General features: G+C 51.4%; 25 protein-coding genes. 18 read left to right on the forward strand and 7 right to left on the reverse strand.

The genetic code is table 11. From position 1 onward, the window contains the following. The first annotated feature begins 226 nt into the window (after positions 1-226). From DDY07_RS06730 to DDY07_RS06740, 3 genes are all read left to right on the forward strand, one after another. Positions 227-1582: a (Fe-S)-binding protein gene (locus DDY07_RS06730; RefSeq protein ID WP_171695295.1), complete on the forward strand. Its 1356-nt coding sequence runs from the start codon at positions 227-229 to the stop codon at positions 1580-1582. Positions 1583-1586: 4 nt separating this feature from the next. Continuing rightward, positions 1587-3293 carry an ATP-binding protein gene (locus DDY07_RS06735; RefSeq protein ID WP_171695296.1) on the forward strand — a complete coding sequence of 569 codons (1707 nt, stop codon included), beginning with the start codon at positions 1587-1589 and terminating at the stop codon, positions 3291-3293. Between the two features lie 179 nt (positions 3294-3472). Then, on the forward strand, positions 3473-3664 hold the full coding sequence (locus DDY07_RS06740) for a hypothetical protein (protein ID WP_171695297.1): 192 nt from the start codon (positions 3473-3475) through the stop codon (positions 3662-3664). A gap of 334 nt (positions 3665-3998) precedes the next feature. On the opposite strand, the gene DDY07_RS06745 is transcribed toward DDY07_RS06740, so the two are convergent. The 5 genes from DDY07_RS06745 to DDY07_RS06765 form a co-directional block, all read right to left on the reverse strand. Continuing rightward, entirely contained in the window at positions 3999-4796 is a 798-nt protein-coding gene (locus DDY07_RS06745; protein WP_171695298.1) for a restriction endonuclease, read from the reverse strand. A gap of 28 nt (positions 4797-4824) precedes the next feature. Next, positions 4825-5346 carry a hypothetical protein gene (locus tag DDY07_RS06750; RefSeq protein ID WP_216614722.1) on the reverse strand — a complete coding sequence of 174 codons (522 nt, stop codon included), beginning with the start codon at positions 5344-5346 and terminating at the stop codon, positions 4825-4827. 161 nt (positions 5347-5507) lie between these two features. After that, positions 5508-5789 (reverse strand): RnfH family protein, encoded by a 282-nt coding sequence (locus tag DDY07_RS06755; protein WP_171695299.1) that lies wholly within the window; start codon positions 5787-5789, stop codon positions 5508-5510. Further along, positions 5779-6216: a type II toxin-antitoxin system RatA family toxin gene (locus DDY07_RS06760; protein ID WP_201798987.1), complete on the reverse strand. Its 438-nt coding sequence runs from the start codon at positions 6214-6216 to the stop codon at positions 5779-5781. Before DDY07_RS06760 ends, DDY07_RS06755 begins: the two co-directional genes overlap by 11 nt. Beyond that, on the reverse strand, positions 6217-7575 hold the full coding sequence (locus DDY07_RS06765; protein ID WP_171695300.1) for a sodium-dependent transporter: 1359 nt from the start codon (positions 7573-7575) through the stop codon (positions 6217-6219). Between the two features lie 100 nt (positions 7576-7675). Between DDY07_RS06765 and smpB the strand changes: the two genes are divergently transcribed. The 14 genes from smpB (at position 7676) to DDY07_RS06835 (ending at position 20376) form a co-directional block, all read left to right on the forward strand. Continuing rightward, on the forward strand, positions 7676-8161 hold the full coding sequence (gene smpB / locus DDY07_RS06770) for an SsrA-binding protein SmpB (RefSeq protein WP_020481594.1): 486 nt from the start codon (positions 7676-7678) through the stop codon (positions 8159-8161). Between the two features lie 5 nt (positions 8162-8166). Further along, a complete protein-coding gene (locus tag DDY07_RS06775) occupies positions 8167-8733 on the forward strand; it encodes an isochorismatase family protein (protein ID WP_171695301.1) in 567 nt (188 codons plus the stop codon). Between the two features lie 15 nt (positions 8734-8748). Then, positions 8749-9774, forward strand: coding sequence for an FAD:protein FMN transferase (locus tag DDY07_RS06780; RefSeq protein ID WP_171695302.1), 1026 nt, complete (start codon positions 8749-8751; stop codon positions 9772-9774). Between the two features lie 52 nt (positions 9775-9826). Continuing rightward, positions 9827-10588 (forward strand): DUF2231 domain-containing protein, encoded by a 762-nt coding sequence (locus tag DDY07_RS06785; protein ID WP_171695303.1) that lies wholly within the window; start codon positions 9827-9829, stop codon positions 10586-10588. A gap of 119 nt (positions 10589-10707) precedes the next feature. Beyond that, the gene (locus DDY07_RS06790) at positions 10708-11328 is read left to right on the forward strand and encodes a phosphoribosylanthranilate isomerase (RefSeq protein WP_171695304.1); all 621 of its coding nucleotides are present in this window, start codon (positions 10708-10710) and stop codon (positions 11326-11328) included. A gap of 5 nt (positions 11329-11333) precedes the next feature. Then, positions 11334-12536, forward strand: coding sequence for a tryptophan synthase subunit beta (gene trpB, locus DDY07_RS06795; RefSeq protein WP_101052402.1), 1203 nt, complete (start codon positions 11334-11336; stop codon positions 12534-12536). Continuing rightward, entirely contained in the window at positions 12533-13336 is an 804-nt protein-coding gene (gene trpA, locus DDY07_RS06800; RefSeq protein WP_171695305.1) for a tryptophan synthase subunit alpha, read from the forward strand. The genes trpB and trpA overlap by 4 nt, the downstream gene beginning before the upstream one ends. Before the next feature lie 24 nt (positions 13337-13360). Beyond that, positions 13361-14299 (forward strand): acetyl-CoA carboxylase, carboxyltransferase subunit beta, encoded by a 939-nt coding sequence (gene accD, locus DDY07_RS06805; RefSeq protein ID WP_171695306.1) that lies wholly within the window; start codon positions 13361-13363, stop codon positions 14297-14299. Between the two features lie 11 nt (positions 14300-14310). After that, entirely contained in the window at positions 14311-15576 is a 1266-nt protein-coding gene (gene folC / locus DDY07_RS06810; protein ID WP_171695307.1) for a bifunctional tetrahydrofolate synthase/dihydrofolate synthase, read from the forward strand. Between the two features lie 11 nt (positions 15577-15587). After that, positions 15588-16427, forward strand: a complete 840-nt coding sequence (locus DDY07_RS06815) for an SPOR domain-containing protein (RefSeq protein ID WP_171695308.1) — start codon at positions 15588-15590, stop codon at positions 16425-16427. A gap of 42 nt (positions 16428-16469) precedes the next feature. Beyond that, positions 16470-16988, forward strand: coding sequence for a CvpA family protein (locus DDY07_RS06820; RefSeq protein WP_171695309.1), 519 nt, complete (start codon positions 16470-16472; stop codon positions 16986-16988). A gap of 12 nt (positions 16989-17000) precedes the next feature. Beyond that, the gene (gene purF, locus DDY07_RS06825) at positions 17001-18509 is read left to right on the forward strand and encodes an amidophosphoribosyltransferase (protein ID WP_101052408.1); all 1509 of its coding nucleotides are present in this window, start codon (positions 17001-17003) and stop codon (positions 18507-18509) included. An 11-nt stretch (positions 18510-18520) separates the two neighbouring features. Beyond that, positions 18521-19708 (forward strand): O-succinylhomoserine sulfhydrylase, encoded by a 1188-nt coding sequence (locus tag DDY07_RS06830; protein ID WP_171695310.1) that lies wholly within the window; start codon positions 18521-18523, stop codon positions 19706-19708. 89 nt (positions 19709-19797) lie between these two features. Then, positions 19798-20376 (forward strand): PilZ domain-containing protein, encoded by a 579-nt coding sequence (locus tag DDY07_RS06835; protein ID WP_101052410.1) that lies wholly within the window; start codon positions 19798-19800, stop codon positions 20374-20376. A gap of 150 nt (positions 20377-20526) precedes the next feature. Here the strand turns inward: DDY07_RS06835 and grxC are convergent, their stop codons facing one another. Both grxC and DDY07_RS06845 read right to left on the reverse strand, forming a co-directional pair. Then, complete coding sequence (gene grxC, locus DDY07_RS06840; protein WP_171695311.1) at positions 20527-20781, reverse strand: glutaredoxin 3; 255 nt, start codon at positions 20779-20781, stop codon at positions 20527-20529. A 37-nt stretch (positions 20782-20818) separates the two neighbouring features. Further along, positions 20819-21481 carry a class II aldolase/adducin family protein gene (locus DDY07_RS06845; protein WP_171695312.1) on the reverse strand — a complete coding sequence of 221 codons (663 nt, stop codon included), beginning with the start codon at positions 21479-21481 and terminating at the stop codon, positions 20819-20821. 43 nt (positions 21482-21524) lie between these two features. Here DDY07_RS06845 and DDY07_RS06850 point away from each other — a divergent pair, with 43 nt between their 5' ends. Beyond that, the gene (locus DDY07_RS06850; protein WP_171695313.1) at positions 21525-24896 is read left to right on the forward strand and encodes a mechanosensitive ion channel domain-containing protein; all 3372 of its coding nucleotides are present in this window, start codon (positions 21525-21527) and stop codon (positions 24894-24896) included. Positions 24897-24963 lie beyond the last annotated feature (67 nt).

Genomic DNA, 24963 nt, shown 5'->3' on the forward strand with positions numbered 1-24963 from the left:
CTGTGACAAATCGTTCGCGGCTTATGCGGATTGTCGGTTTTGCTACAGTGTGCCGAGCAGCAATCCGGTTCGGAAATGTCACAATCGCATTAAAGGCATGGCGAATAAGCGCAGCGCATCCGCCAAGCACTGAAGGGAAAGCGGGATGCTTTGCGCTTATCCGCCCTATGCCGGTCCGACTGGCTTCGTTTTTGCTTGACCCAGGTTTTTAATCAGCCTGGTGCCTATGAAACTGTTTCTGGATTGGTCGTCTTATGAAAACGCCGGGATGGGCGACGCCTATGCTGATATTCCCAAGCATGGCGCCGATTTCGCCAAGGCCGTGGCGGTGTGCATCGGCAGCAAGCAATGCGAACGGGATGCTAAAGGGGTGATGTGCCCTAGCTATAGGGTTACGCAAAATGCCGGTTTATCGCCGGGCGGACGAGTAAGGGCGTTGAAGGCAGCGTTGAACGCCTATAATGATGCGGCTTTTTTCAATCCGGAACTGGCCGAAACCATGGCCTTGTGTATCAGTTGCAAGGGTTGTAAGCGCGAGTGTGAGAACGAAGTGGATATGGCCTTGATCAAGGCCGAGTTTCTGGCGCAGCAAGTGCAGCGCAATGGCTTGACGCTGCGGCGGCGCCTGTGGGCGGAGTTGCCGAAAATACTACGTTGGCGCGCGCTCCGGCCTTTGATTCAGTGGCGCAATCGGATGCCGCTGCTGGCGCGTTTAGGCGAAGCCGGGCTGGGCATCAGCGCCAAAGTCCGGCTGCCGGAGCCGGCGGCGCAACCGTTTCAGATTCCCACGCAATCCGAATTAAGTTTGCATCCGGAGTTAGCCGACAAACAGGTCGTGCTGCTGGTCGATACCTTTAACTATTACTTCAACCCGACTGCTGCAGAATCGGCTAAAAAGCTGCTGCATAGCGCCGGTTACCATGTGCATATCGCGACGCCCTCGGCTGGCGATGAAGCGGATCGGCCCTTATGCTGTGGCCGCACCTACTTTTCCAATGGTCTGATCGATAAAGCCCGCATCGAAGCGCAGCGCATGCTGGCGGCGCTAGCCGAGCATGTCGCTGCGGGGCGCACGATTATTGGTCTGGAGCCCTCTTGTATTCTCAGTTTACGCGACGAATATTTAAAACTCGGCTTGGGCGAACCTGCACAAAAACTGGCGGAAAAGGTCTTGTTATTGGAAGAGTTTATTGTCCGCGAACAAGCCGCTAAGCGCTGGCCTATCGAGTTTCAAGCCATCCCCGGCGTTAACAGCTTGTTATTGCACGGCCACTGTCATCAAAAAGCAGTCGGCGCCATCAAGTCGGTTCGCAAGTTGCTCAAGCAACTGCCGGATTTGAAATTCGAGCTGATCGAATCGTCTTGCTGCGGCATGGCCGGCAATTTTGGTGTCGAAGCCGAGCATTTCGACCAATCCCAAGCCATGGCCGAGTTGGCCTTATTTCCAGCGCTGCGCGCCGAACCTGACGCATTGCTGGTCAGCAACGGTTTCTCTTGTCAGCAGCAGATCGGTAATGGCGGTTTCGCCAAGCCGCTGCATTTAGCCGAAGTACTTTGTTTAGCCTTACCGTCACAGGATTGATGCCATGAAATTAACCATCGACAAACGTCATCTCGAACAACTGCTTAACGATCACCCCCGCTTACGAAGCATCAATGAGCAATTGCGTTTTGGCACCAAGGCGCAAGTGCCTTACGATTTACTCAGTGAGGCAGAATTAGCCAGTCTGGCCGACATCTACTTGCAACACGGTGAAGCCTTACAACAGCAAGCAGCGCTATTGATAGCTTTGCAAGCGGCGCTGGCCGACAACAGCCATCGCTACAACGTCGATCAACTGGAAATGTTGTTGCCGGCCATTGCCAATTATTTATTGGAGGGCGGGCTGCGTGGTTGGCTATTCCATGTGCAGCCTTCCGGCAGAACCTTGGCTTATCTGATCACTCGCCTGGATTACACCCCACCGGGAGAAGAAGAAGCCGGGCGGATCCTGATCGAATTGAAGGCCAACACCAAGGGTAAAATCATGGTTGAGAGCCTCATCATTCGTAGCAAAGATCTGGCGAACAAAACCATCCCGGAGATTTTTGCCACGAAAGGCTATTTAAAAGAAACCCCGGAATTAATCGCCAGTTACGATGAGGCTACCGCCCGGTACTTTGATTGGCGAGCTCGCTATGGCGAACAGTTTTCCGGCTGGGGGACCGGCGAATATGCCGAGGACCCAACCGCCAGCCATCGCAGCAGCGACTGGACGCGCAAGAATACGGTAGTCATGTCCTCGGGTGGCGGGATCTGCCGCTTGGTCAACGACGAAAATATCCTCAGCGAACGGGCTTTGAGTCTGGACGCATCCGGCGACATTCTCGGCACCTATCTGCGCAAAGCCGGCAAAAGCATGCGTTACGACAGCAAAACCGAGAGCGCGATGGAAGCCGCCAAAGCCGATGTACCCAAAGGTATGTTCACGGAAATGCCGGTGCATGGCTATATCCTGATGTTTCATTTGGAATTGCATCACCATGTTTGGGTGCATGTCGACGATACCCAGCCTTATGTGTATCAGCCGGAGTTGAAACAAAAGCTGATCCTGCCGCCCGAACAAACCGATTTGATCGACATCCTGACGGCGGAAATGGACATGCTGATGGACGACATCGTCGCCGGCAAATCCGGCGGTACCACGGTGCTGTGTGCAGGTCCGGCGGGGGTCGGCAAAACGCTGACCGCCGAGGTGTATTCGGAAATCATCAAGCGGCCCTTGTACCGGGTGCATTCCGGGCAGTTGGGTTTAAACGTCGCGGAGATGGAAAAAACCTTGAAGGACACTTTGATACGCGCCCAGCGCTGGGGGGCGGTGATGCTGATTGACGAAGCCGACGTTTACATCAAAAGCCGTGCCGACAACTTAGCCTCTAATGCAGTGGTGGGTGTGTTCTTGCGGGTGCTGGAGTATTTCAACGGCTTGTTGTTTCTGACCACCAATCGGGTCGATGACATCGACGAAGCGATCATTTCCCGCTGCATCGCCATGCTGCGCTACCACGCCCCGGACCACGCGGATAGATGCAAAATCTGGCGGGTGATGACTGAGCAATTTAGCTTGCCGGTCAAAGAAGAATTGATCGATGAATTGGCGGCCGTCTTTCCTGGCGCTACCGGTCGTGACATCAAGGGCCTGACCAAATTGGTCGCCAAGTTCTGCCAGCAAAAGAAATTGGCGCCGGAGTTGGAGGTATTTAAGCGCTGCTCGGTGTTTAGAGGCCTGGAGTTGCTGGACGAAGCCGCCTAATTTAAAAAATAGGGTGGCTGTTTGCATCGAATAGGGGTGAATCACAAATACACTTAGTATTGTTACTGTTTTATTAAGTAAAACAATAAATTACCGCTTGCGTGTATTGTTGAATTTTAATAAGCCGATATAGTGAATGCGAGATTTCGTTTCGACCGATAAACGGTCCGGGAGGCCAAATGAAGATCGCTAAGATAGGAAATACCGGCATAGCTATGCTGATCATTGTCATTGCCGGTTTGCTCGGCATATTACCGATGGGATTGGTGTTTTCCATATTGCTCTTTGCCGCATTGATGCGTGGTAGCGTGATGTTGATTGATAAAGCCATTGATAGCGGGGCACAAGCGAAGGAAATTGATCGGCATTAATGATATTTACCAATAGCCTGAAGTTTAGGAAAACCAATCCTTAGGACTCTGGTGGCCGGCATAAAAGTTAAGTTGTATACATTAAGCCCAACATTCGCATTTTGTTGGGCTTCGCTCTGCTCTCTATATTATTGCAATATCACAACCGGTTGAGCACCGTCGTGTCGGGCGGCTAGCGCCCCACCATAGTAGTACTCTTGGCAAAGGAGGGCATCGAGGACTTTGTCATCAATATCCGGCCATTGCCCAATAAGCTCGAATTCAACGGAGTCCATTTTGCGGAACATAATGTTCGAATTAACGGGCGCCGCCAGGCGTCCCGTTGAATGAGGGGTTAGGTTTCAATTTTTGATACTGAGCCATCGTCATTCAGGTAGCAAGCTTGATTTGCTAAAACGTCTTCCATGATGGCCCGCGCTGTATCGTTCAGAACGACCTCATCAGTAGTTTGGAAGCGATGCATTGTTAGGCGGTATTGAACTTCAGCGATACGAAGCAAGCCTAGCTCCGTTTTGTCGTATATATCGACTGGCTCCACAGTGCCTATACCTTCTTCTGTCATTGTTTCGTTAACGAACTGAACGAGACCAATTTTCTCTTCTCCATTCGCATCGAACAGCACGGTGTTTCGGTTCCACTGAGAAGCCATTGAAAAAGAAGTCAGCCCTCTTTCTTTGAGGAGCTCTTTGGCTTGTTCTTCGTCGTATTTGATTTGCAAGATATCCGTGTTCGGGGCAGTGAAATTTGAGGTGATGCTCACAGATTTGAGCAGGTGATTGACAGTGACTAGGCGAACGCCATTCGCTTTGGCTATGAGTACGGCGCCTTGTTGATACCCTACGGTAGTAGCAAATACTCCAGTGACGTTTCCAATGTCTTGGATGGTTCCGACAAAAGAAGCTACATCAGATTTTTTTACTCGACTGTTGTAGTGCTTGCATTCGATACAGGTCTTGTAGGTGACGCCAGCAACTTTGAATTCCCAATAGACATCAATTTGATACGTGGCCCCGGAACGGCCATTTATCTTCACGTTGTGAAGAACGTTTACGTTGTCAAATTGATCATTTCGGACGAGTGCCGCGTGAAGATCGCGTACAAGCACTTCATATTCAGTTGATATGCGTGTCATATACGAGGGGTTGGAACTTAACGTGGAGCTAAGGGGCGGCTGCCGGCTTGCCGGCAGGCGTCCCACTTGAGCGCAGGGTTAGAGCGCGCTTTGGGATGCGATCAGCCGGCGCTACCTTGGCGTTAAGTTTTGAAAGAGCTGAGACGGACACAGAGTGCAAATTTGTTTTCGTTGGCTTTCGGTTCTTCACGGCCTCCCAAGCGAGCGCGCCAGGGCCGTTGAATACCTCTGAAAATGTGCCATCGCTGTGAATTTGTATTCCGATGTAGTAGAGCGGGATGTGGTCAACCGGAAAGGTCAGATTCTTTTGCATTGTTGCTTTTATCTGAACAAGTCGGCCGTCACTGGCAGTTGCATCGTGGTGCTTTTGGATATCCTCAAATAGCTTGATGTCGTAAGCTTCTTCCGCCAATACCTCGCCGATGTCGCCGACCAATCGGCCATCGAGAGTGAATTGTTTTTTCTGTGTCTTGTACGACTGGCGCAATAGCTCAACAATCGCAAGCAATTGCCTAACTGCATCGGGAATGGTGATTGGCTTCTGAGGCATAAGCACTCTAACTACAATTAGACATCCTAAATGACGCAAAACATTGCGTCAAAACGATGTCAAAAAGTTTTAAAAAATAAAAATATCTTTTCATTTCAACTGTGTGTCTGCATTTAGCACTGCCTAAATCAAATTGGTTAACCATCAACAGATTACCCAGACTACTTCTGCAACCGACCCCGCCTCGCATCCATCGGATTCTGCTTTAAAGATCGATAAATCTCGACACGATCTTCGGCGCTGAGATTCTTGTCCAAATTACAAATTTGCCCAAAAATTCCGACCTTCTGCTGACCTAAATCGATTTCCGGAAACTCCCGCAAGATGCCGGAAGCTTCTATGGCTAGTTCGACGGTGGAATTTGCCGCCAGGCTGACAGGAATAAGTAGTTGCCGATCCGGCGTGGCGTAAGCCACTTCCACCGCTATCAAATCATCCGCCATACAAGGCTTTGGCACGTTGGGTGAAGGAGGTGACCATGGTGTTGCAGATTTGGTTGAACACCGGACCGAAGGCCAAATTGGCCAGCATGCCGGAGATTTCAAATTCCAGGTCCAGCGAGATTTTGCTGGCGTCCTCGCGCAGCGGCATGAAACTCCAAAAGCCCTCTAGCGAGGAAAACGGCCCGTCCAGCAAACTGATCTGGATTCGTCCGCCTTGATCGATCTTGTTACGTGTAGTGAAGGATTTATGAAAGCCTGCCTTGGCGATGTCGATTTGGCCTTCGACGATATTGCCTTCACGTTTCAGTATTTTGCTGCCCGAACACCAAGGTAAGAATTTGGGATACGACTCGATATCATCCACCAGGTCAAACATTTGTTTGGCGGAGAATTTGACCAAGGCGCTTTTTTGTACAACCGTGATCATTTACAGCACCCCGAGTACATGTAAGAAGACGATGAATACGGCAGCCGGCGCCACATATTTAATCAAAAATTGCCAGGCTTGAAAGCCTTGCGCAGGCAGTTCCAACTCTTGTTCGGCATGGGCTTGTTTCATCATCCAGCCGGCAAACACGGCGATGCACAAACCGCCCAAGGGCAGCATCAAGTTGGCGGTCAGGTAATCCAGCAGTTCGAACAGATTTTTATCGGAGATTTTAAAGTCGGACCAAATGTTAAACGAAAACACCACGGCCACGCCCAAGCTCCAGCAAGCAGCGCCTGCCCAGATACAGGCTTTTTGCCTATCGATATTTTTGTTTTCCACCAGCCAGGCTACGGTCGGTTCAATTAAGGAAATGGACGAGGTGAGGGCGGCGAAAAACAGCAGTACAAAAAACAGCACGCCGAATAACCAACCGCCGCTCATGTGCCCAAAGGCCAAGGGTAGGGTTTGAAAAATCAGACCAGGCCCGGTAGACACTTCTAACTGGTTGGCAAACACCAAGGGGAAGATGGCGATACCGGCTAACAAGGCTACCGCCGTGTCGGCGCCCGCGATGAAAAACGTGGTTTTGGCAATCGAGACATGACCGGGCAGGTAAGAGCCATACACCATAATGGCACCCATGCCCAAGCTAAGCGTAAAGAAGGCGTGGCCCATCGCGGTCAGCACCGCATCAGCGGTGATTTTGCTGAAATCGGGGCTGAATAGAAAGTGGATGCCTTGCGCGTAATAGCCTGATGCCATCGCATAAGCCACTAAAATGATCAGTATCACGAACAAGGCAGGCATCAAAAAGCGTACGGCTTTTTCCAGGCCGCCTTTTACACCACGCATCACGACTTGCATGGTGATGAACATAAACACGGTGTGCCAGAAAATTTGCTGGATCGGGCTGGCCATCAAGTTGTCGAATATCTCCTTAACTTCGCCGCCGTCGGTGCCGAAGAAGCCGCCGAAAAAGGCTTTAAAAATGTAAGCCATAGCCCAGCCGGCAATCACGCTGTAATAGGACAGAATTAAGAAACCGGCGATCATGCCCATCCAGCCCAAATAGCCCCAGCGCGGATCGACTTTGGCTTCGGCAGCTAGGGTTTGCATGGTGTTGATCGGGCTTTGCCGGCCGCGGCGGCCCAGCATGATTTCCGCCATCATGATCGGTATGCCGATGGCTGCCACGCAGATTAAATACACCATCACAAAAGCGCCGCCGCCGTTTTGGCCGGTGATGTAAGGAAACTTCCAAATATTACCCAAACCGACCGCCGAACCGGTGGCGGCCAGAATAAAGGCGAAACGGGAGGACCATTCGCCGTGAATGGATGGGGTTTTATCGGTCATGTTGGAGAGCCCTTGTGTTTTTATGTCGTTATTTAACGGGTGTGTGAGTAAAATATCAAAATTCACGTTTTCAGTCAGTTTAAAAAATCTTCGCTACGTAATGGCAGCCAAAAAATCCAAGAAGGACAACAAAGCCACCGATAACACCATTGCGGTTAATCGCCAGGCCTCCCACGAGTACACCATAGACGAGACTTTCGAAGCCGGTTTGGTATTGGAAGGCTGGGAAGTCAAAAGCCTGCGCGACGGTCGGATTCAACTCAAGGAAAGCTATGTCGAGATCAGGCGCGGCGAAGCCTGGTTGAGCGGTGCGCACGTGTCGGCGCTGCTGTCGGCATCTACCCATGTCAATCCCGATGCAGTGCGCAAGAAAAAATTGCTATTACACAGACGTGAATTGAACAAATTAATCGGCTCCGTGGAGCGCAAGGGTTATACCTTGATTCCGTTGTCGATGTACTGGATTAAGGGCCGTGCCAAGCTGAAAATCGGTTTGGCGAAAGGTAAAAAACTGCACGACAAACGCGCCGCATCCAAAGATAAGGATTGGCAGCGCGACCGCGCGCGCATCATGAAGCACGGCTAAGCTCGATGGCGACGCATCCCAATTTACTGGAGGCAGACAACAGCGTATTGCTGGTGGTGGACATTCAACAGCGTTTGTCGGCGGCGATGCCGGCTACCGACTTGCAACAAATGCTCTCGCACGGTCAGCGCTTACTGAAAGCCGCCGAGCTGTTGGATGTGTCGGTGTTAGTGACTGAACAGTATCCGCAAGGGCTAGGTTCCACTCAAGCAGAGATTAGCGAGTGTTTGCCCGGCAGTGCCCGGATTTTCAGTAAAACCGGTTTTTCTTGTTGCGCCGCGGACGGTTTCAAGCAAGCCCTGGCTGACACCGGTCGGCAGCAAGTTCTTATTATTGGTCAGGAAGCGCATGTGTGCGTGTTGCAAACCGCGCTTGAGTTGGTAAGTGCAAACTATCAAGTGCATGTGTTGGCTGATGTAGTTTGCTCGCGCCAAGTCCAGCACAAAGATTACGCCTTGCAGCGCATGCAGCAGCAAGGTGTTACGTTGAGTTGTCACGAATCCGTGTTGTTCGAATGGTTGCGGGATGCTCGGCATAGTCATTTCAAAACTATTTCAGCGCTTTTGCGCTAGTGCCACGGGGGATTAATGCTAAGGAAGGGATGGAACGCGGTCTTACTGGGACTGTTGCTGATACAAGGTTGTGCGGAGCCGCTGCCGCCGTTGCATACTTTTAGCGGTTTTGCGCAAGGGACCACCTACCATATTAGCTATTGGGCGCCGCAAGCCCTGGACGAGGCGCAGATCACCGCCGAAGTTGAAAAAGTTTTCCTGGATTTGGATAAAACCTTATCCAATTACCGACCTGATTCGCTAATCGAGCAGTTCAATGCCAACGCATCGACGAATGCTCAGCCAGTTGGCGAGGAAATCGTGGCTTTGGTTAAAATCGCGCAGAACGTCAGCGCCCTGAGCCAGGGGTGTTACGATTTGACGATCAAACCTTTGTTCGAGCTTTGGGGCTTCATGGGTGATGATTTGACTATTCCCGACGATGCAACGTTACAGGCCGCTTTGGCGAATGTCGGCATGGACAAGTTGCAGTTGGTGGACGATAGCCATATATCAAAAAAACTGCCGAGGTTGCGTGTCGATGTGTCGTCGATAGCTCAGGGTTACAGCGTAGAGAAAATCAGCAATGCGCTGCAGGCGATGGGTATCCAAAACTACTTGGTGGAAATAGGCGGCGAGTTGAAAGCGCTGGGTAGCAAACCGGACGGCAAGGCTTGGCGGATTGCGGTAGAAAAACCGCTGCCGGGCGAACAAAAAATGCATAAGGTCGTGACCTTGCCGAAAGACAGCCCCATGTCGGTGATGACTTCCGGCACATATCGGCATTATTTTGACGTCAAAGGTAAACGCTACAGCCACATCCTCGATGCCCGTAGTGGCGCACCGGTTAGTCACGATTTAGTGGCGGTCAGTGTATTTAATGAAAGTCCGACTATCGCCGATGCCTGGTCTACCGCTTTGTTATGCCTGGGGCAAGAGGAGGGGATGAAACTTGCCGATGCCGAGAAATTGCAGGTGATGTTTATTCAGCAGCAAGGCACCGAGTTTTTGGAAAGTAAAACTAGAGCCTTGACCATGTCCACCCAAGTGACGATTAACTAGGCTTAGTTCTATCGTGGTAGTATCCGCGCAAAACTAAATCGGGGGAGATTTTATGTGGGGTATAAACGATCACTTGACGTTCGCCGTGCATGGTGGCGGCGACAACGGCGGCGGAGTAGCTGGCGGGGTGGAGAGCTTATTGTCCTTCCTGGAAGTCCTGGTGCGGCAATCTCCGGCGGAAAGCTTTAATAGTGTGTTGCCAGGTATTGCCGCGCTTCAGAATATTCATCCCCTGCTGGTGCATTTTCCAATTGCGTTGCTGACCTTGTTCTTTACATTGGATTTGATCGGCAGCTTGGCGAAGCGCACCGAGTGGCGGCAGATTGCCGGTGCATTTTTGTATCTGGGTACTGTGTTCGCCGCGCTTACCGTGGCGGCGGGTTTAGTGGCGGCAGGGAGTGTGGCGCATGGTGGGGATGTTCACGAGATCATGGAGCATCACGAACATCTGGGTATCTCGGTATTGAGTCTGGCTACTGCGCTGTCGGCGTGGCGTTTGTTTAGCAAAGGGCTGATAGCCGGACCGGCAAACACGCTGTATTTATTACTGGCGGCGATTTTATCGGCTTTGCTGGCTTTTACCGCCGATCTGGGTGGGCTGATGGTTTATAAGCATGGTGTGTCCGTGCAAGCGGCAGATCAGGTCAATCGCGCGGCAGCACTGGCCCATGAACACGAGGGCGTTGCGCTGCAGAATTTGCCTGCAACGCCTGACGAAACCGAAGTTGAAGATTTGAATCCGGAAGATAGCCATCAGGATGAAACGCCGCATGGCGCTGCCGGTCATCATCACAACCATGATCATGCGCATTGACGCATGCCTGATGAGCCACCGGACGAAGGCTGACAAGGGTCAGCCTTTTTTTATTGGCGCGGACATGACATATCGGATACCTGTGTTATCCTACGCCGCCATTTTTTATGAGGCTTTCGATGCGTACCCGCGTTAAAATTTGCGGCTTTACCCAAGTGGAAGATGCGCTTTATGCGGCCAATTTGGGCGTCGACGCGATTGGGTTGGTGTTTTATCCGCCTAGTCTAAGAAACATCAGTATTGAACAAGCCGCAAGCATCAGTAGAGCGTTGCCAGCTTTTGTTAACGTGGTAGCCTTGTTCGTCGATGCTGAGCCGGCTTTGATCCGCGAAGTATTGAATAAAGTAAGGGTGGATTGCCTGCAATTTCATGGCGACGAGCCTGGTGAGGATTGCCGGATTTACGATAAATCGTATATCAAAGCCATTCGCATGCAATCCGATACCGACGTCGTAGGATTGCAACAGCAGTACCACGATGCGGCCGGGTTACTGTTGGATGCTTATCATCCGGGCGTGCAGGGCGGCAGCGGTAGCAGTTTTGACTGGGATTTGATTCCAAAGGCCCGCAGTTTGCCGATCATTCTCGCGGGTGGATTGATGCCGGAAAATGCCGGGGAAGCGATTAAAGCGGTAAAACCGTATGCGCTGGATGTCAGCAGCGGTGTTGAGGCCGGGAAAGGCATCAAGGATGCGGCGAAAATGGCTGCTTTCATAAGAATAACTAATCAAGCGACTTGAGAACTATGACAGATAGATACGATATGCCGGATACCCGGGGCCATTTCGGGCCTTACGGCGGTATTTTTGTTGCGGAAACGCTGATGCCGGCCATAACCGAACTGAACGAAGCCTACCAGCGCTATATGCTGGATCCGGAGTTTATTGCCGAGCTGGATGCGGATCTGCGCGATTATGTTGGTCGGCCGTCGCCGCTGTATCACGCCGAACGCTGGAGCCAGCATCTGGGCGGTGCGCAGATTTATCTGAAGCGTGAAGATCTCAATCACACCGGCGCGCACAAGGTAAATAACACTGTTGGGCAAGCTCTGCTGGCGAAGCGCATGGGCAAGACTCGTATCATCGCCGAAACCGGCGCTGGCCAGCACGGCGTTGCTACTGCCACTGTCGCTGCGCGCCTGGGTTTGGAATGCGTAGTGTATATGGGCGCTGTCGATGTCGCGCGCCAAGCCTTGAATGTATATCGGATGAAGTTGCTTGGCGCTACCGTGGTACCGGTCGAGTCAGGTTCCAAAACCCTGAAAGACGCGCTGAACGAAGCCTTGCGCGATTGGGTCACCAATATCGACAATACTTTTTACATTATCGGCACCGTAGCTGGTCCGCATCCTTATCCTGCTATGGTCCGTGACTTCCAGGCCGTGATAGGCCGGGAAGCTCGCCAGCAATGTCTGGATCAAGCCGGCAAATTGCCCGATGCTTTGGTTGCTTGCGTTGGCGGTGGTTCCAATGCCATCGGTTTGTTCTATCCGTTTATCGACGATGCCGGTGTGAAGATGTATGGTGTCGAGGCTGCCGGCGACGGTATCGAAACCGGTCGTCATTCCGCGCCGTTATCGGCCGGCAGACCCGGCGTATTGCACGGCAATCGCACCTATCTGATGGCCGACGACGACGGTGAGATTATTGAAACCCATTCGATTTCCGCCGGTCTGGATTATCCCGGTGTCGGCCCGGAGCACGCCTGGTTGAAAGATACCGGCCGCGCTCAATATCCGAATATTACTGACGATGAGGCCCTGCAAGGCTTTCATGCTCTGACCAAAATGGAAGGCATTATCCCGGCGTTGGAGTCCAGCCACGCGATGGCTTACACGATGAAACTGGCGCCCACCATGCGCAAGGATCAAATTATTATCGTCAACCTGTCCGGACGCGGCGACAAAGACATGCACACCATTATGCAACGCGAGGGCATCAGTCTATGAGTCGTTTAGCCAACAAATTTGCTGAATTAAAAGCCTCCGGGCGCAAAGCCTTGATCCCTTTTATTACAGCCGGCGATCCTTATCCGGAATTTACCGTACCACTGCTGCATGAAATGGTGGCAGCTGGCGCCGACTTGATCGAATTAGGCGTACCTTTCTCCGATCCAATGGCTGATGGACCAGTGATACAACGCGCCAGCGAGCGGGCTTTATCTCATCATGTCGGCTTGCGGAAAGTATTGAGCATGGCCATGGAGTTTCGTAAAACCGATCAGGACACCCCATTGGTGTTGATGGGCTATTTAAATCCGATAGAAATCATGGGTTACGAAGACTTTGCGAATGCCGTACAGCGCGCTGAGGTTGATGGTGTATTGACGGTGGATTTACCGCCGGAAGAGTCCGAGTCTTGTGTTCGCATGCTGCGCGAGCGTGGCATTGATCAGATCTTTTTACTGGCACCGAACACCAATGCCGAAAGGATCCAGAAAATGGATGCAGTGGGCAGCGGTTACTTGTATTACGTGTCTCTGAAAGGCGTCACGGGTGCCGGCCATCTAGATACCGCCGATGTCGAAGAAAAGTTGCAACTCATTCGCCAGAATACCGCACTGCCTGTAGGTGTTGGTTTTGGTGTTAAAGATGCCGATACGGCGAAAACCATTGCAGCGATTGCCGACGGCGTCGTGGTGGGTAGCGCGTTGATCAGTAAAATAGAAGCGAATCTCGATGATCCTCAGCGAGCCAAGCATGAGATCATCACTTTATTGAAATCCATGCGTGCAGCCATGGATCTTTAAGCTTTCAAGCGGAGACTACACCGAATGAGTTGGTTTGAAAAACTGGTTCCCTCTGCCATCAGAACCGAATCCTCGCAGAAAAAAACCACCGTGCCGGAAGGCTTGTGGAATAAATGTCCGCGTTGCGATGCGATTTTGTTTAACGCCGAGCTGGAGAAAAACTTAAGCGTTTGCCCAAAATGCGATCACCATTTACGCATTTCGGCGCGTAAACGCCTGAATATGTTTTTGGATGAAGATGGACGTCAAGAAATCGGTGCTGGATTAAAGCCCAGCGATCCTTTGAAATTTAAGGACAGCAAGCGCTATAAAGACCGGATTAGTCAGGCGCAAAAACAAAGCAACGAAAACGATGCGTTGGTGGTGATGAAGGGCACGCTAAAAGGTGTCGGTATCGTTGCGGCGGCGTTTGATTTTGGTTTCATGGGCGGCTCGATGGGTTCGGTGGTTGGCGAGCGATTCGTGCGCGGCGTAAACGAAAGTTTGCGTTCGGGCGTGCCGTTCATCGTCTTTACTGCCAGCGGCGGTGCCAGAATGCAGGAGTCTTTGTTCTCCCTGTTTCAAATGACAAAAACCAGCGCAGCCTTAACCAAACTAGCCGAAGCCGGAATTCCTTATATTTCCTTCATGACCGACCCCACCATGGGTGGTGTTTCTGCTAGTCTGGCGATGTTAGGCGATATTAACGTCGCGGAGCCGGATGCCTTGATCGGCTTTGCCGGCCCGCGAGTCATCGAGCAAACCGTGCGCGAGAAGCTGCCGGAAGGTTTCCAACGTAGCGAATTTCTGCAGGAACATGGTGCCATAGACATGATCGTTGATCGCCGCGAGATGCGCGATAAAATAGCCAGCATTCTGGCTATTATGTGCGCCGGCAGCAGCGCCGACGTGGTCGGAGTGATTGCCACCAGCGAGCCATTAAGCAATCAGGGTGAGAGCGATAATCTGCAGTCTCAGGAATAAATACGGTCGAAATGACACGTTTTGATTCGCTGCAAGCCTGGTTGGATTGGCAGGAAAAACTACATCCTCGGCCTATCGATTTAGGGTTGGGAAGAGTTGCCGGCGTATATCGGCAGCTTAATCCCGAACAAAAAAAACCGCTAACCATCACCGTTGCCGGTACCAACGGCAAGGGTTCCTGCGTGGCGTTTCTGGAAGCGATCTATCGGGCCGCGGGCTACCGGGTTGGCGCTTACACATCGCCGCATATTTTGCGCTATAACGAACGCATTCGTATTGATGGTGTGCCGGTCGAGGATGCTTTGATTTGCGATGCTTTTACCCGCATTGATGGGGCGCGCGGCGAGACCAGTTTGAGCTATTTCGAGTTTGGCACGTTGGCGGCTTTGAGTATTTTCGCCGAGGCAGATCTGGATATACAGTTACTGGAAGTCGGTTTAGGCGGCAGACTTGATGCGGTGAATATTATTGACCCCGATGCAGCGATTGTGACGACGATAGCACTTGATCATGTGGATTGGCTGGGGCATACCGAAGAAGCCATCGGTCGGGAAAAAGCCGGCATTTTTAGATCCGGTGTGGCGGCTATAATCGGCGATGCGCAAGCGCCACGCTCAGTAGTCGAAGTAGCCGAGCAAGTCGGAGCCATTGCGCTGCAAATGGACAGTGAATTCAGTTATCAAAAACAGCGCGATAGCTGGGAATGGCGCTCTGCGGATAAGCAAATACATCGCTTGCCGGCGCCGGCGTTTAAGGGCGAGCACCAATATCGAAATGCTTCCGCGGCGATAATGGCTATAAACACCCTACAGCCTCTATTAGCGGTCAGTGACGATGCAATTCGGCAAGGCTTGGAAAGTGCCCGGCTATCAGGACGTTTTCAGTTGATTGTCGGCGCGCCGCGCATTTTGCTTGACGTAGGGCACAACCCGCAGGCTGTGCAAACATTGATCAACTATTTGTCTGAATACTTCCCCGAGATCAGAATACATGCAGTTTTTGCGATGATGCGGGATAAAGATATTGCCGGCGTATTGAACATGATGCGCGACAGAGTGACCACGTGGTATTTGGCGCCACTTGCTAATCCTCGCGCTGCAACTCCGGATATGTTAGAAACCATTTTTCAGCAACAAGGCCTGGATAATGTCCGTAGCGGTTTTACCGATTTTACCGAGGCATTTCAAACTGCCCGGCAAAATACCGGACAGGACGACTTGCTTTTGATTTTTGGTTCTTTTTTTCTAGTATCCGAATATTTATCGAAATTTTCTTAGAGGTGATCAGAATGGATCAAGAGTTAAAGCAGCGATTGATTGGTGCGGCGGTCATTACCGCGTTGGCGGCGATTTTCGTACCAATGTTATTTGACGACCCGATAGACGAAACCGGCAAAAGCATCAATGAATTGAAAATCCCCGAGCTGCCTGCCAAGGCTCAGGACGTGGAAATCATGCCTTTGCCGGAAAAAGTTGAAGAGGTAGCGGAAACTCTGCCGGCCGAGACTGCGCCCAAACAAACGATGAAAGTGCTGGAAGAAGGCGAATCGGAAGCCGAGTTGGAAGCGCCCAAGCCGCAGGTTAAATTGACTGCCAAAGAGACCGTGCCGGCGCCACGCAGTCTGCCGGCCGCCAAACCCGCTGCGCCATCGGCGGCGGTCGCGCAAGTCGATGAAGAACCTGCTGAAGCGGAAGATGTGCCGCCGGCAGTCCTCACTAAACCGAGCAAATCGCCTGTGCCTGCCGTCCAGCCTTTACAAGCGGTGAGTCCAACGCCGAAAGTGCTTAAACCGGTTAACAAATTACCTGAACCTAAAACAGAGGTGGCAGCAACGCCTGTGCCGGCACTAGCCGTCACGCCGGCCAGTAAAGCGCCTGTGGCAGCTGCCGAGGACAGCAATCGCTGGTATTTGCAGGTGGGTACGTTCAGTCAAAAACCCAACGCAGTCAGTTTGCAGGATAATCTCAAGCAACAAGGTTTCGCCGCATCGGTTAGAGAGGTTGCCAGCGATAAAGGTACTGTGTTTAAAGTACGCATAGGGCCTATCGTTGATAAAGCCAAGGCTCAGGCGGTTAAGGCCAAATTGGCGCAAATTAACGTCAACAGTTTTGTTTCGGCGGACGAATAGCCCTTTGCCAACGTCGTTTTGTTTGATTTAGCCGGCTAGATCATGTTGGATTTTGTACCCTGGGCCAAGTTGCTGTGGGTGGATTACGTCGTCATCTCCATTATCTTGATTTCGGCGATAATGGGCCTACTGCGCGGATTTGTTAAAGAAGCGTTTGCATTGGTGCTTTGGATAGTGGCGGTATGGGTGGCAACGCAGTACTGCCGCGATGTTTCGGTATTGTTGCAATCGACCATCAGCTATCCTTCGGCCAGAATCGCCGCCGCGTTCGCGTTGCTTTTTTTCGCCACCTTAATTTTGGGTAGTTTAATCAGTTTTTTGCTGAGTCAGCTTATCGAGAAGACCGGCTTGACCGGTAGTGATCGTCTGCTGGGTATGTTATTCGGTATTGCCCGCGGGGCGGTACTGGTTTCCTTGTTGGTGATGCTGGCCGGGCTAACGCCGTTGCCGGAAGATCCCTGGTGGAAACAATCCCTTCTCATTCCTCCGTTCCAAGCCTTGGCGATGTGGTTGAAAACCCACATGCCGACCGGTTTGGCGGATTACATCCATTATCGATAACTTGGGTCTGCTATGTGTGGTATTGCCGCTATTGTTTCCAATCAAAGTGTTAATCAGGATTTATACGACGCCCTGACGGTACTTCAGCACCGGGGTCAGGATGCCGCCGGTATTGTCACGTGCGACGGTAGCCGTTTGCATTTGCGTAAGGATAACGGTTTGGCGCGGGATGTATTTTCCAGCAAGCAAATGATGAAGCTGAAAGGCAATATGGGCATTGCCCATGTGCGCTATCCGACCGCGGGTTGCACCAGTTCCGCGGAAGCCCAACCTTTTTACGTGAACTCGCCGTTCGGTTTGACCTTGGCGCACAACGGCAATCTGACCAATACCGAAGAACTGAAATATCAGGTGTTCATGGATGACCAACGTCACATCAATACCGATTCAGATTCCGAAGTATTGTTGAACGTATTCGCGCATGAATTGGCGCAATTCGGCAAACTCAAACTAACCGTGGATGACGTGTTCCAGGCCGTCAGTGCCGTGCATAAGCGTATTCGCGGCGCCTATGCCGTGGTGGTGATGATCGCCGGTTTCGGCGTACTGGGTTTCCGAGACCCACATGGCATTCGCCCCATTGTGTTTGGCAAACGCAAAACCGAGGATGGCACTGATTACATGATCGCTTCCGAAAGCGTGGCGCTGGACGTGTTGGATTTTCAATTGATACGCGACATCGAGCCGGGCGAAGCCGTGTTCATCGAAGCGGATGGTCAGTTACATACCCGGCAATGTACCGAATTAGTCGATCATTGCCCGTGTATTTTCGAATATGTGTATTTCGCCCGGCCGGATTCGATCATCGACAATATTTCGGTGTACAAAGCCAGAATGCGGATGGGCAGAAAACTGGCAGAAAAAATTCAACGGGAATGGCCGGACCACGACATCGACGTGGTGATTCCGATTCCGGATACCAGCCGCACCGCTGCGTCCCAGATTGCCCACGACCTAGGTGTGAAGTTTCGCGAAGGCTTTATGAAAAACCGCTATATCGGCCGGACTTTCATAATGCCTGGACAAAAAATGCGCAAAAAATCGGTCAAGCAAAAACTGAATGCTATTTCGCTGGAATTTGACGGTAAGAATGTATTGTTGGTAGACGATTCCATCGTGCGCGGCACGACTTCCGAGCAGATCATCCAGATGGCCCGCGATGCCGGTGCCAAGAAAGTATATTTTGCGTCTGCGGCGCCGCCGGTTCGTTATCCCAATGTCTATGGCATTGATATGCCTGCCGCGCATGAGTTAATAGCGCACGACCGTACCGAGGAGGAAATTTGCCAGGCCTTGGGCGCGGATAAGCTGATTTATCAAAGCTTGGACGATCTGATCGAAGCGGTCGGTAGAGGTAATCCGGACATCAAGCATTTCGATACCTCATGCTTCAGCCACGATTACATTACCGGCGATATCGACGATGCTTATCTGGCGCGCATCGAAGCCTTGCGCAATGACAATGCGCAGGAATTGCGCAACAGCAGCAGCTTTATCATAGAGATGCAGGTTGCAAAGTAACAGGACCCGAAATGAGTGAATTTGATTGGCAAGATTATGCCCCAGAAACTCAGGCCATCCGCACTGGGCACAAGCGTACTCACGAAGACGAACATAGCATCCCGATTTTTGCTACCTCCAGCTATGTGTTCAAATCGGCTGAGGAAGCGGCGCTGCGCTTTACCGGAAAGCAACCCGGCAATATCTACTCACGCTTCACCAACCCGACCGTCAGCGCGTTTCAAGAGCGTTTAGCGTATCTGGAAAAAGGCGAGCGCTGCCTGGCGTTTGCGTCGGGCATGGCGGCGATCATGGCGGTGGGTATGGCTCTGCTGAAGGCTGGCGACCATGTAGTCTGTTCGCGCAGTGTGTTCGGCAACACGGTACTGACTTTCCAAAATTATTTCGGCAAATTTGGCGTCGAGACCGATTTCGTCAGCTTGACCGATCCGGCGGCCTGGGAAGCGGCGATTAAGCCTAATACCCGGTTTCTGTTTCTGGAAACGCCGTCCAATCCTTTAATTGAAATCGCCGACATTCGGGCCATAGCCGATATAGCACATCGGCATGGCGCGCTCTTGGTGGTTGATAACGTGTTCTGCACGCCGATCTTGCAGCAGCCATTAACCTTGGGCGCCGATTTGGTGGTGCATTCCACGACCAAATACATCGATGGCCAAGGGCGTTGCGTCGGCGGCGCGGTGGTAGCCAACGAAGAATTAATCGAAAAATACGTGTATCCCTATCTGCGTACCGGCGGCGCGACGATGAGCCCGTTCAATGCCTGGGTGTTTCTGGGTGGACTGGAAACGCTGGCTTTGCGCATGAAAGCGCATTGCGATAGTGCGTTTGAACTGGCCAAATGGCTGGAGCAACAACCGGCTGTAGCCAAGGTGCATTACCCCGGATTGGAATCGCATGCCCAGCACGAGTTGGCTAAGCGCCAGCAGACGCATTTCGGCGCAGTGGTCAGTTTCGAATTGCAAGGCGGTAAAGATCACGCCTGGCAGCTGATTGACTCGACACGCATGTTGTCGATCACGGCGAATCTAGGCGATGTCAAAACCACTATCACCCATCCCGCAACGACCACGCATGGCCGGTTGACGCCGGAAGCGCGCGCCGAGGCTGGAATCAAAGACAGCTTGGTGAGAATTTCGGTGGGCTTGGAAAACATCGATGACATCAAGGCCGATTTGCTTAACGGACTGACAAGTTAATGATGGTGCGGGGCGGTCAAGCCTGCTGTCTCGCCACGCAAATCCAAAATTAAGCTATCTTTGACCGACGTTATAGAGAGATTGCGATCATGTTTCAGGATAGAAAAGAGTACCGAAAAAACTTTAACGCGGAAGGCCAACTGTTTGTGGGTGGCGAAACCTTGCAACTGAATTGCTACGATGTGTCGCTGAAAGGTGCGATGGTCGAAGTCAGTCCTGGCGATTTGCTCACCACTATTCAGGATTTCGAAGCGTTGCTGAACGAAGACCGGCAAGCTGAAATATTTGTCGCCGAATTAATGTTGGCCGGCGAGGTGGATATTGTTTGGGTTAAAAGGGAACGCAACCGCATCATGATGGGCCTGGAGTTTCGGGATGTCGTGCATAACGCCCACAAACTCTGGCGCAAGCGGTGCGGTTACCGCAAACTCGAAGCGTTTAAAGCCGAATTGTTTATCGACAAGGAACGCTTCAACGTGGAAGGTGTGAATCGTTCGGTACAGGGTATGTGCCTGAAATTAAGCGGTCATCATTCCTGTATTAAGGTCAACGCTCCGGTTAAGTTGTTGGCTGCTGAACTGGGATTGAGCGCTTTGGGCAAAGTGGTTTGGGTAGAGAGCAACGAGCTGACCACTCGCCTTGGTCTGCAATTGGTCATCGTTAAATAAAGTCAGGTTAACCCGCTTGCGCCGGATCATTCGCTCTGGTGAGTTTTGGGCCAGACGTTAACGTGCACAATACGAATATGTATATCGCAGTTGGACTCATTTAGTTAGAAACGAGTCCAAAAATTCATGTCAAAACCCGTGCTGACCTGCTTAAGCGTTTAATAGCGGATCCAGTTCATGGCTCATATCAAGCGCATGCAAATCATCAAACCCCCCAATATGCCGCTCACCGATATAGATTTGCGGTACCGTGCGACGTTTGGTTTTTTCCATCATTTGCTGGCGTAGTCCAGGTTCGGCATCCACATTGATTTCCGTATAGCCGACGCCTTTGCGATCAAAAAGTTTTTTTGCCATGGTGCAATACGGGCAGAACTTCGCGGTGTAAATGATAATTTCCGGCATGAGAAAAAATTAATAAATGCTAATGAATGAAGGTATTCTAAAGCGACGGCTGCTTTTGCTCAATAGTCATGGCCTTGGCGAGTTCCTCGATTAATAAGCAGGACGCTGCGGGTAAGGTCGCGCCAAACGCCACAATCCCGTCAGCGTGACCAAGCATGCTGAATAATCCAGTTTGTTGCAGTCTACCTGTGGCAAATAACTCGGCAACGGCGTTGGCCATTTCCGGGGTGCCGTAGGGCACGTCTGCCGCAGTAAAAGCCAGATTCAGCCGGTCGGTTTGCAACCACAACTCCGGGCAGTGCACATGTATCACGGCACCAATCGCCGGGTGTTGACGATAAACGCTGGCGTGGGTGAGTGCTTCCGAGGACGGTTGAGATAAGCCGCGCGACTTGATGGTATTACGTTCCGGCGATGCGCTTTCGATCAGCGCATAGTGTTGCTTGTTAAGGACCGGCAAGTGTCCGGTTTGCGTGCCGGAGATCAAAAACGCCTGACCACCGGGAGCCAAGCGTCGACTGATATTGCCAAATCCCAGCCCAGCGTATTTTTCGGCGATTTGCCCAATCAGCCGCAAGCGATAAAACAGGCTGCGCCAGGCGTTGAGTTCGCTGATATCAATGTCTGCCGCGAACTCGCCATGCTGATGATCAAGGCGATATTTAATAACACCTTCCAGTTCGCTCAATCCGTTTTCCATTCTTATAATGTGTTTTAAGATTTATTTTTTATCCAGCCAACGCATGAAACCAAATTTTTTAAGACCCGGCTTTGCCTTTTGTTTGCTGTTTTTATTGATCAGTTTAAACCTTGCCCACGCCGCAAATCAAAATACAGCGATTAAAGTGCTATCGCTTGCCGACATACAACAACGTATTCAGACCGTCAAAGACAAGCAAAATCTGCCTGAAGAACAAAAAAAACGGATTCTGGCCGCTTATCAGGAGAGCGAAGATAACCTCAATGAACTGGAGGCCCAGGATAAACAGGCTGAGTCGTTCAAGCAGGCATTAAACAGCTTGCCCCTAGAAGTGAAGCAATTGGCAAGACAAATAGCCGAGGCCGAAAGCAATTTGAAAACTCGTAAGCCGGAGAAGCTCACGATTTTTCCGACGGATGAGTTGGAGCAACGTCTGCTTATCGAAAAAACCCGGCTTAGCGATATGGATGCGGAGATCAGCCGTATCGAAGCCACGTTGGGCGAACTGAGCGGCCGCCCGCAATTGATCAGGGAAAAAGTATCCGAAATCAAAAGCAAGCAGGCTGCCAGTCAGCATGAACAACAAGTCTTGGCGTCTGAGTCCGGCGATAATCTCTATCAAAAAGAAGCCAGACAGGTACAGTTGGATAGCCGGATTCGCTTGTTAAACAGCACGCTGAAAACGCTGGAGCTGGAAAATCTTAGCAATCCTCTGCAATTACAAACCAATAAAGATCGTGTCCATCTGTTGACCTTGCAGCGCGAGCAGCAGAGCTTGGTGATTGCCGACCTCGATAATTTCCTGCTTGAGCGGCGTCAGCAGGAAACCGACAAAGAACAGGCGGCGTTATTGCAAGCTGAAAAAGAAGCCGAGGGCAAGCATCCGTTAATTCGCGCTGCCACGAAAGAGAACATGCAGTTCAACCGCAGTTTGCAGGAAATCAATAAAAACATGGAGCAATACTCGCTCCAAAAAAATGAAATAGACGTTCGTTATAAACAGCTGGAAAAAGATTTCCAAAGTGCCGAACAAAAAATCAGTCTGGCGGGTTTAAGCCCGGCCTTGGGTAATTTACTGCGGGAACAGCGCCGCAATTTGCCGCAACGCAAACAATACAGCAGCTTGGGCGATGAGATTCAAAATCAGATCGCGCTGGCGAGCCTGGAAATGTTCAAGCTGGATGAAACCAAAAAAGGCCTGGTCGATATAAATCAGCTGTTGTTGGCGCGGATGGCGCAGTTGCCGGAAGCCACACCTGAGTCGGACAAACTGCGGGTGCGCACCGAATTGCGAATGTTGCTGAACGATCAGAAAGATCTGGTGGCAAGATTGGCTAACGGTTACAACGAATATGGCCGCGTGCTGGGCGATGTCGATTTTAGTTTGCAGCAAATGCTGGGTATAGCCGACAAATTTAGCGCGTACTTGGATCAACGCTTGCTTTGGGTGCCCAGCGCTCGGGTGATCGACAAATATTTCCTGCAAGATATTTTCTCCTCCTTGCTGTGGTTTATGAGTCCTGGCAACTGGTTGGGAGTGCTCAGTGGCTTTTGGGACGGTATCAGTCATTTCCCGTTGCTGGCTCTCGGTGGTTTGAGTGTCGTGATATTTCACTGGCGCTTTCGCGCCGGCGTCAAACAGCGCTTGACGGAGCTGTTAGGAAAAAAAGCCGCCAATCGAGAGTTTGCGGACATTTTATCCAGCTTGCTTTATCTGTTAATGCTCTCCTTGTCCGGTCCGTTGCTGATGGCTTGGATGGCCGGGGTGTTGATCCTGAATGTCCGGGCCGATCTGTTTAGCCATGCTTTTGCCGAAGGCCTTACCGCTACGGCCGTGTCCTTGTGCATGGTGCAATTTGTGTTTCGTTTGTTTAAACCGGGCGGCGTCGCGGACACCTTGTTGCAATGGCCGCAACATGCGGTTCGATTACTTTACGCGCAGATGAAATGGGCACGATTCGTTCTCGTACCTTGCGTGTTTATCACCGCGATGACCGGTAGCGATTTGTTTTCGGAACACAGTCATGCCTTGGGTAGAACGGCAATGATCGTGATGATGTTGATGATGAGCTATGTGTTGCATCGCCTTACGCAACCCTTGACCGGTTTAGGCAAGAACTTCTATCAACAATCCGCCGGCTGGCTCAGCAGTATGCGTTATCTCTGGTATGGCATTGCCGTGCTGACGCCATTGGTCATCATCGGCTTTGCGGTGGCGGGCTATTACCAAAGCGCATTGGAGTTACAGGCTAAGCTACTACTGACCCTACGTTTGATTTTTATCACCGTATTGTTCCAGGGCCTGGTATTGCGTTGGTTGCGCAATACCGAGCGGCAATTAGCCTTAAAAAACGCGAGGCAGAAACGCAAACAAGTCGAGCAAGCCGCTGTGAGTAGCGCCAATCTGGAAGGTGGGTATGCGATCGAGGAGCAATTACTGGATATTTCCAAAATCAACCAGCAAAGCCATAAGCTTTTGACCACGGTGGTGATGGTGATCATGTTGATGGGTTTCTGGATGATCTGGAGCGATATTTTGCCGGCCTTGACCGTTTTCGACCAGGTCGTGCTGTGGCAGCACAGCGAAATGGTAGAAGGTAAGGAAACATTGCAACCCATCACACTGATCAATTTGTTGATTTGCCTGGTGTATAGCGCTCTGGCTTTTGTGTTTGCCAGCAACTTTCCGGCCTTGGTGGATTTGGTAACCGCCGGCAAGTTTGCGATGACTGCCGGCAGTCGTTACGCATTAATCCAATTGGTGCGTTATTCCCTGATAACGGTGGCCTTTTTGGCGGTGGCCAACGAGCTGGGTGGCAGTTGGTCGCAAGTGCAATGGTTGGTGGCGGCGTTGTCGGTGGGTTTAGGTTTTGGTTTGCAGGAGATTTTCGCGAACATGGTGTCGGGCATTATTTTGTTGTTCGAGCGGCCGATTCGTGTGGGTGATACGGTCACGGTCGGCGATGTGACCGGCCGGGTCAGCCGCATTCAAATGCGGGCCACGCATATTGTCGATTGGGATAGAAAAGAGTTGGTCGTGCCGAATAAAACCTTTATTACCGACCGATTGATCAACTGGACGTTATCGGATACCGTCACCCGGGTGGTGGTCCCGGTCAGCGTGGCCTACGGCACCAGCGTAGAGATGGTCGAGGAAATTCTGGCAGATGCGGTAAAAAGTATCGAACAAGTACTGAGTGACCCGGAACCGTTGGTAATCTTTATTGGTTTTGGTGATAGCGCCCTACAGTTCAAAATTAACGTATTTGTCCGCGAACTCAGCGATAGGACGGTGGTTACCCATCGTCTGCACACGAAAATTTACGAAGCCTTGCTGGCCCATCATATCGAGATACCTTATCCGCAGCGCGATGTACACATCCGATCAGTCGCGAAAGGCATATTGAACGAATGAGGTGCGGTTTATTAGCCGATTTCAATATAAAGCCATTCTGTAATAAAATGGCCGCCCTTTGAACCTG

This window comes from Methylomonas sp. ZR1 (assembly GCF_013141865.1).
Taxonomy (GTDB): domain Bacteria; phylum Pseudomonadota; class Gammaproteobacteria; order Methylococcales; family Methylomonadaceae; genus Methylomonas.

Excerpts from the sequence above, each read along its gene's own strand:
- DDY07_RS06730 (WP_171695295.1), top strand. The coding sequence starts at position 227 with ATGAAACTGTTTCTGGATTGGTCGTCTTATGAAAACGCCGGGATGGGC.
- DDY07_RS06735 (WP_171695296.1), top strand. The coding sequence starts at position 1,587 with ATGAAATTAACCATCGACAAACGTCATCTCGAACAACTGCTTAACGAT.
- DDY07_RS06740 (WP_171695297.1), top strand. The coding sequence starts at position 3,473 with ATGAAGATCGCTAAGATAGGAAATACCGGCATAGCTATGCTGATCATT.
- DDY07_RS06745 (WP_171695298.1), bottom strand. The coding sequence starts at position 4,796 with ATGACACGCATATCAACTGAATATGAAGTGCTTGTACGCGATCTTCAC.
- DDY07_RS06750 (WP_216614722.1), bottom strand. The coding sequence starts at position 5,346 with ATGCCTCAGAAGCCAATCACCATTCCCGATGCAGTTAGGCAATTGCTT.
- DDY07_RS06755 (WP_171695299.1), bottom strand. The coding sequence starts at position 5,789 with ATGGCGGATGATTTGATAGCGGTGGAAGTGGCTTACGCCACGCCGGAT.
- DDY07_RS06760 (WP_201798987.1), bottom strand. The coding sequence starts at position 6,216 with ATGATCACGGTTGTACAAAAAAGCGCCTTGGTCAAATTCTCCGCCAAA.
- DDY07_RS06765 (WP_171695300.1), bottom strand. The coding sequence starts at position 7,575 with ATGACCGATAAAACCCCATCCATTCACGGCGAATGGTCCTCCCGTTTC.
- smpB (WP_020481594.1), top strand. The coding sequence starts at position 7,676 with ATGGCAGCCAAAAAATCCAAGAAGGACAACAAAGCCACCGATAACACC.
- DDY07_RS06775 (WP_171695301.1), top strand. The coding sequence starts at position 8,167 with ATGGCGACGCATCCCAATTTACTGGAGGCAGACAACAGCGTATTGCTG.
- DDY07_RS06780 (WP_171695302.1), top strand. The coding sequence starts at position 8,749 with ATGCTAAGGAAGGGATGGAACGCGGTCTTACTGGGACTGTTGCTGATA.
- DDY07_RS06785 (WP_171695303.1), top strand. The coding sequence starts at position 9,827 with ATGTGGGGTATAAACGATCACTTGACGTTCGCCGTGCATGGTGGCGGC.
- DDY07_RS06790 (WP_171695304.1), top strand. The coding sequence starts at position 10,708 with ATGCGTACCCGCGTTAAAATTTGCGGCTTTACCCAAGTGGAAGATGCG.
- trpB (WP_101052402.1), top strand. The coding sequence starts at position 11,334 with ATGACAGATAGATACGATATGCCGGATACCCGGGGCCATTTCGGGCCT.
- trpA (WP_171695305.1), top strand. The coding sequence starts at position 12,533 with ATGAGTCGTTTAGCCAACAAATTTGCTGAATTAAAAGCCTCCGGGCGC.
- accD (WP_171695306.1), top strand. The coding sequence starts at position 13,361 with ATGAGTTGGTTTGAAAAACTGGTTCCCTCTGCCATCAGAACCGAATCC.
- folC (WP_171695307.1), top strand. The coding sequence starts at position 14,311 with ATGACACGTTTTGATTCGCTGCAAGCCTGGTTGGATTGGCAGGAAAAA.
- DDY07_RS06815 (WP_171695308.1), top strand. The coding sequence starts at position 15,588 with ATGGATCAAGAGTTAAAGCAGCGATTGATTGGTGCGGCGGTCATTACC.
- DDY07_RS06820 (WP_171695309.1), top strand. The coding sequence starts at position 16,470 with ATGTTGGATTTTGTACCCTGGGCCAAGTTGCTGTGGGTGGATTACGTC.
- purF (WP_101052408.1), top strand. The coding sequence starts at position 17,001 with ATGTGTGGTATTGCCGCTATTGTTTCCAATCAAAGTGTTAATCAGGAT.
- DDY07_RS06830 (WP_171695310.1), top strand. The coding sequence starts at position 18,521 with ATGAGTGAATTTGATTGGCAAGATTATGCCCCAGAAACTCAGGCCATC.
- DDY07_RS06835 (WP_101052410.1), top strand. The coding sequence starts at position 19,798 with ATGTTTCAGGATAGAAAAGAGTACCGAAAAAACTTTAACGCGGAAGGC.
- grxC (WP_171695311.1), bottom strand. The coding sequence starts at position 20,781 with ATGCCGGAAATTATCATTTACACCGCGAAGTTCTGCCCGTATTGCACC.
- DDY07_RS06845 (WP_171695312.1), bottom strand. The coding sequence starts at position 21,481 with ATGGAAAACGGATTGAGCGAACTGGAAGGTGTTATTAAATATCGCCTT.
- DDY07_RS06850 (WP_171695313.1), top strand. The coding sequence starts at position 21,525 with ATGAAACCAAATTTTTTAAGACCCGGCTTTGCCTTTTGTTTGCTGTTT.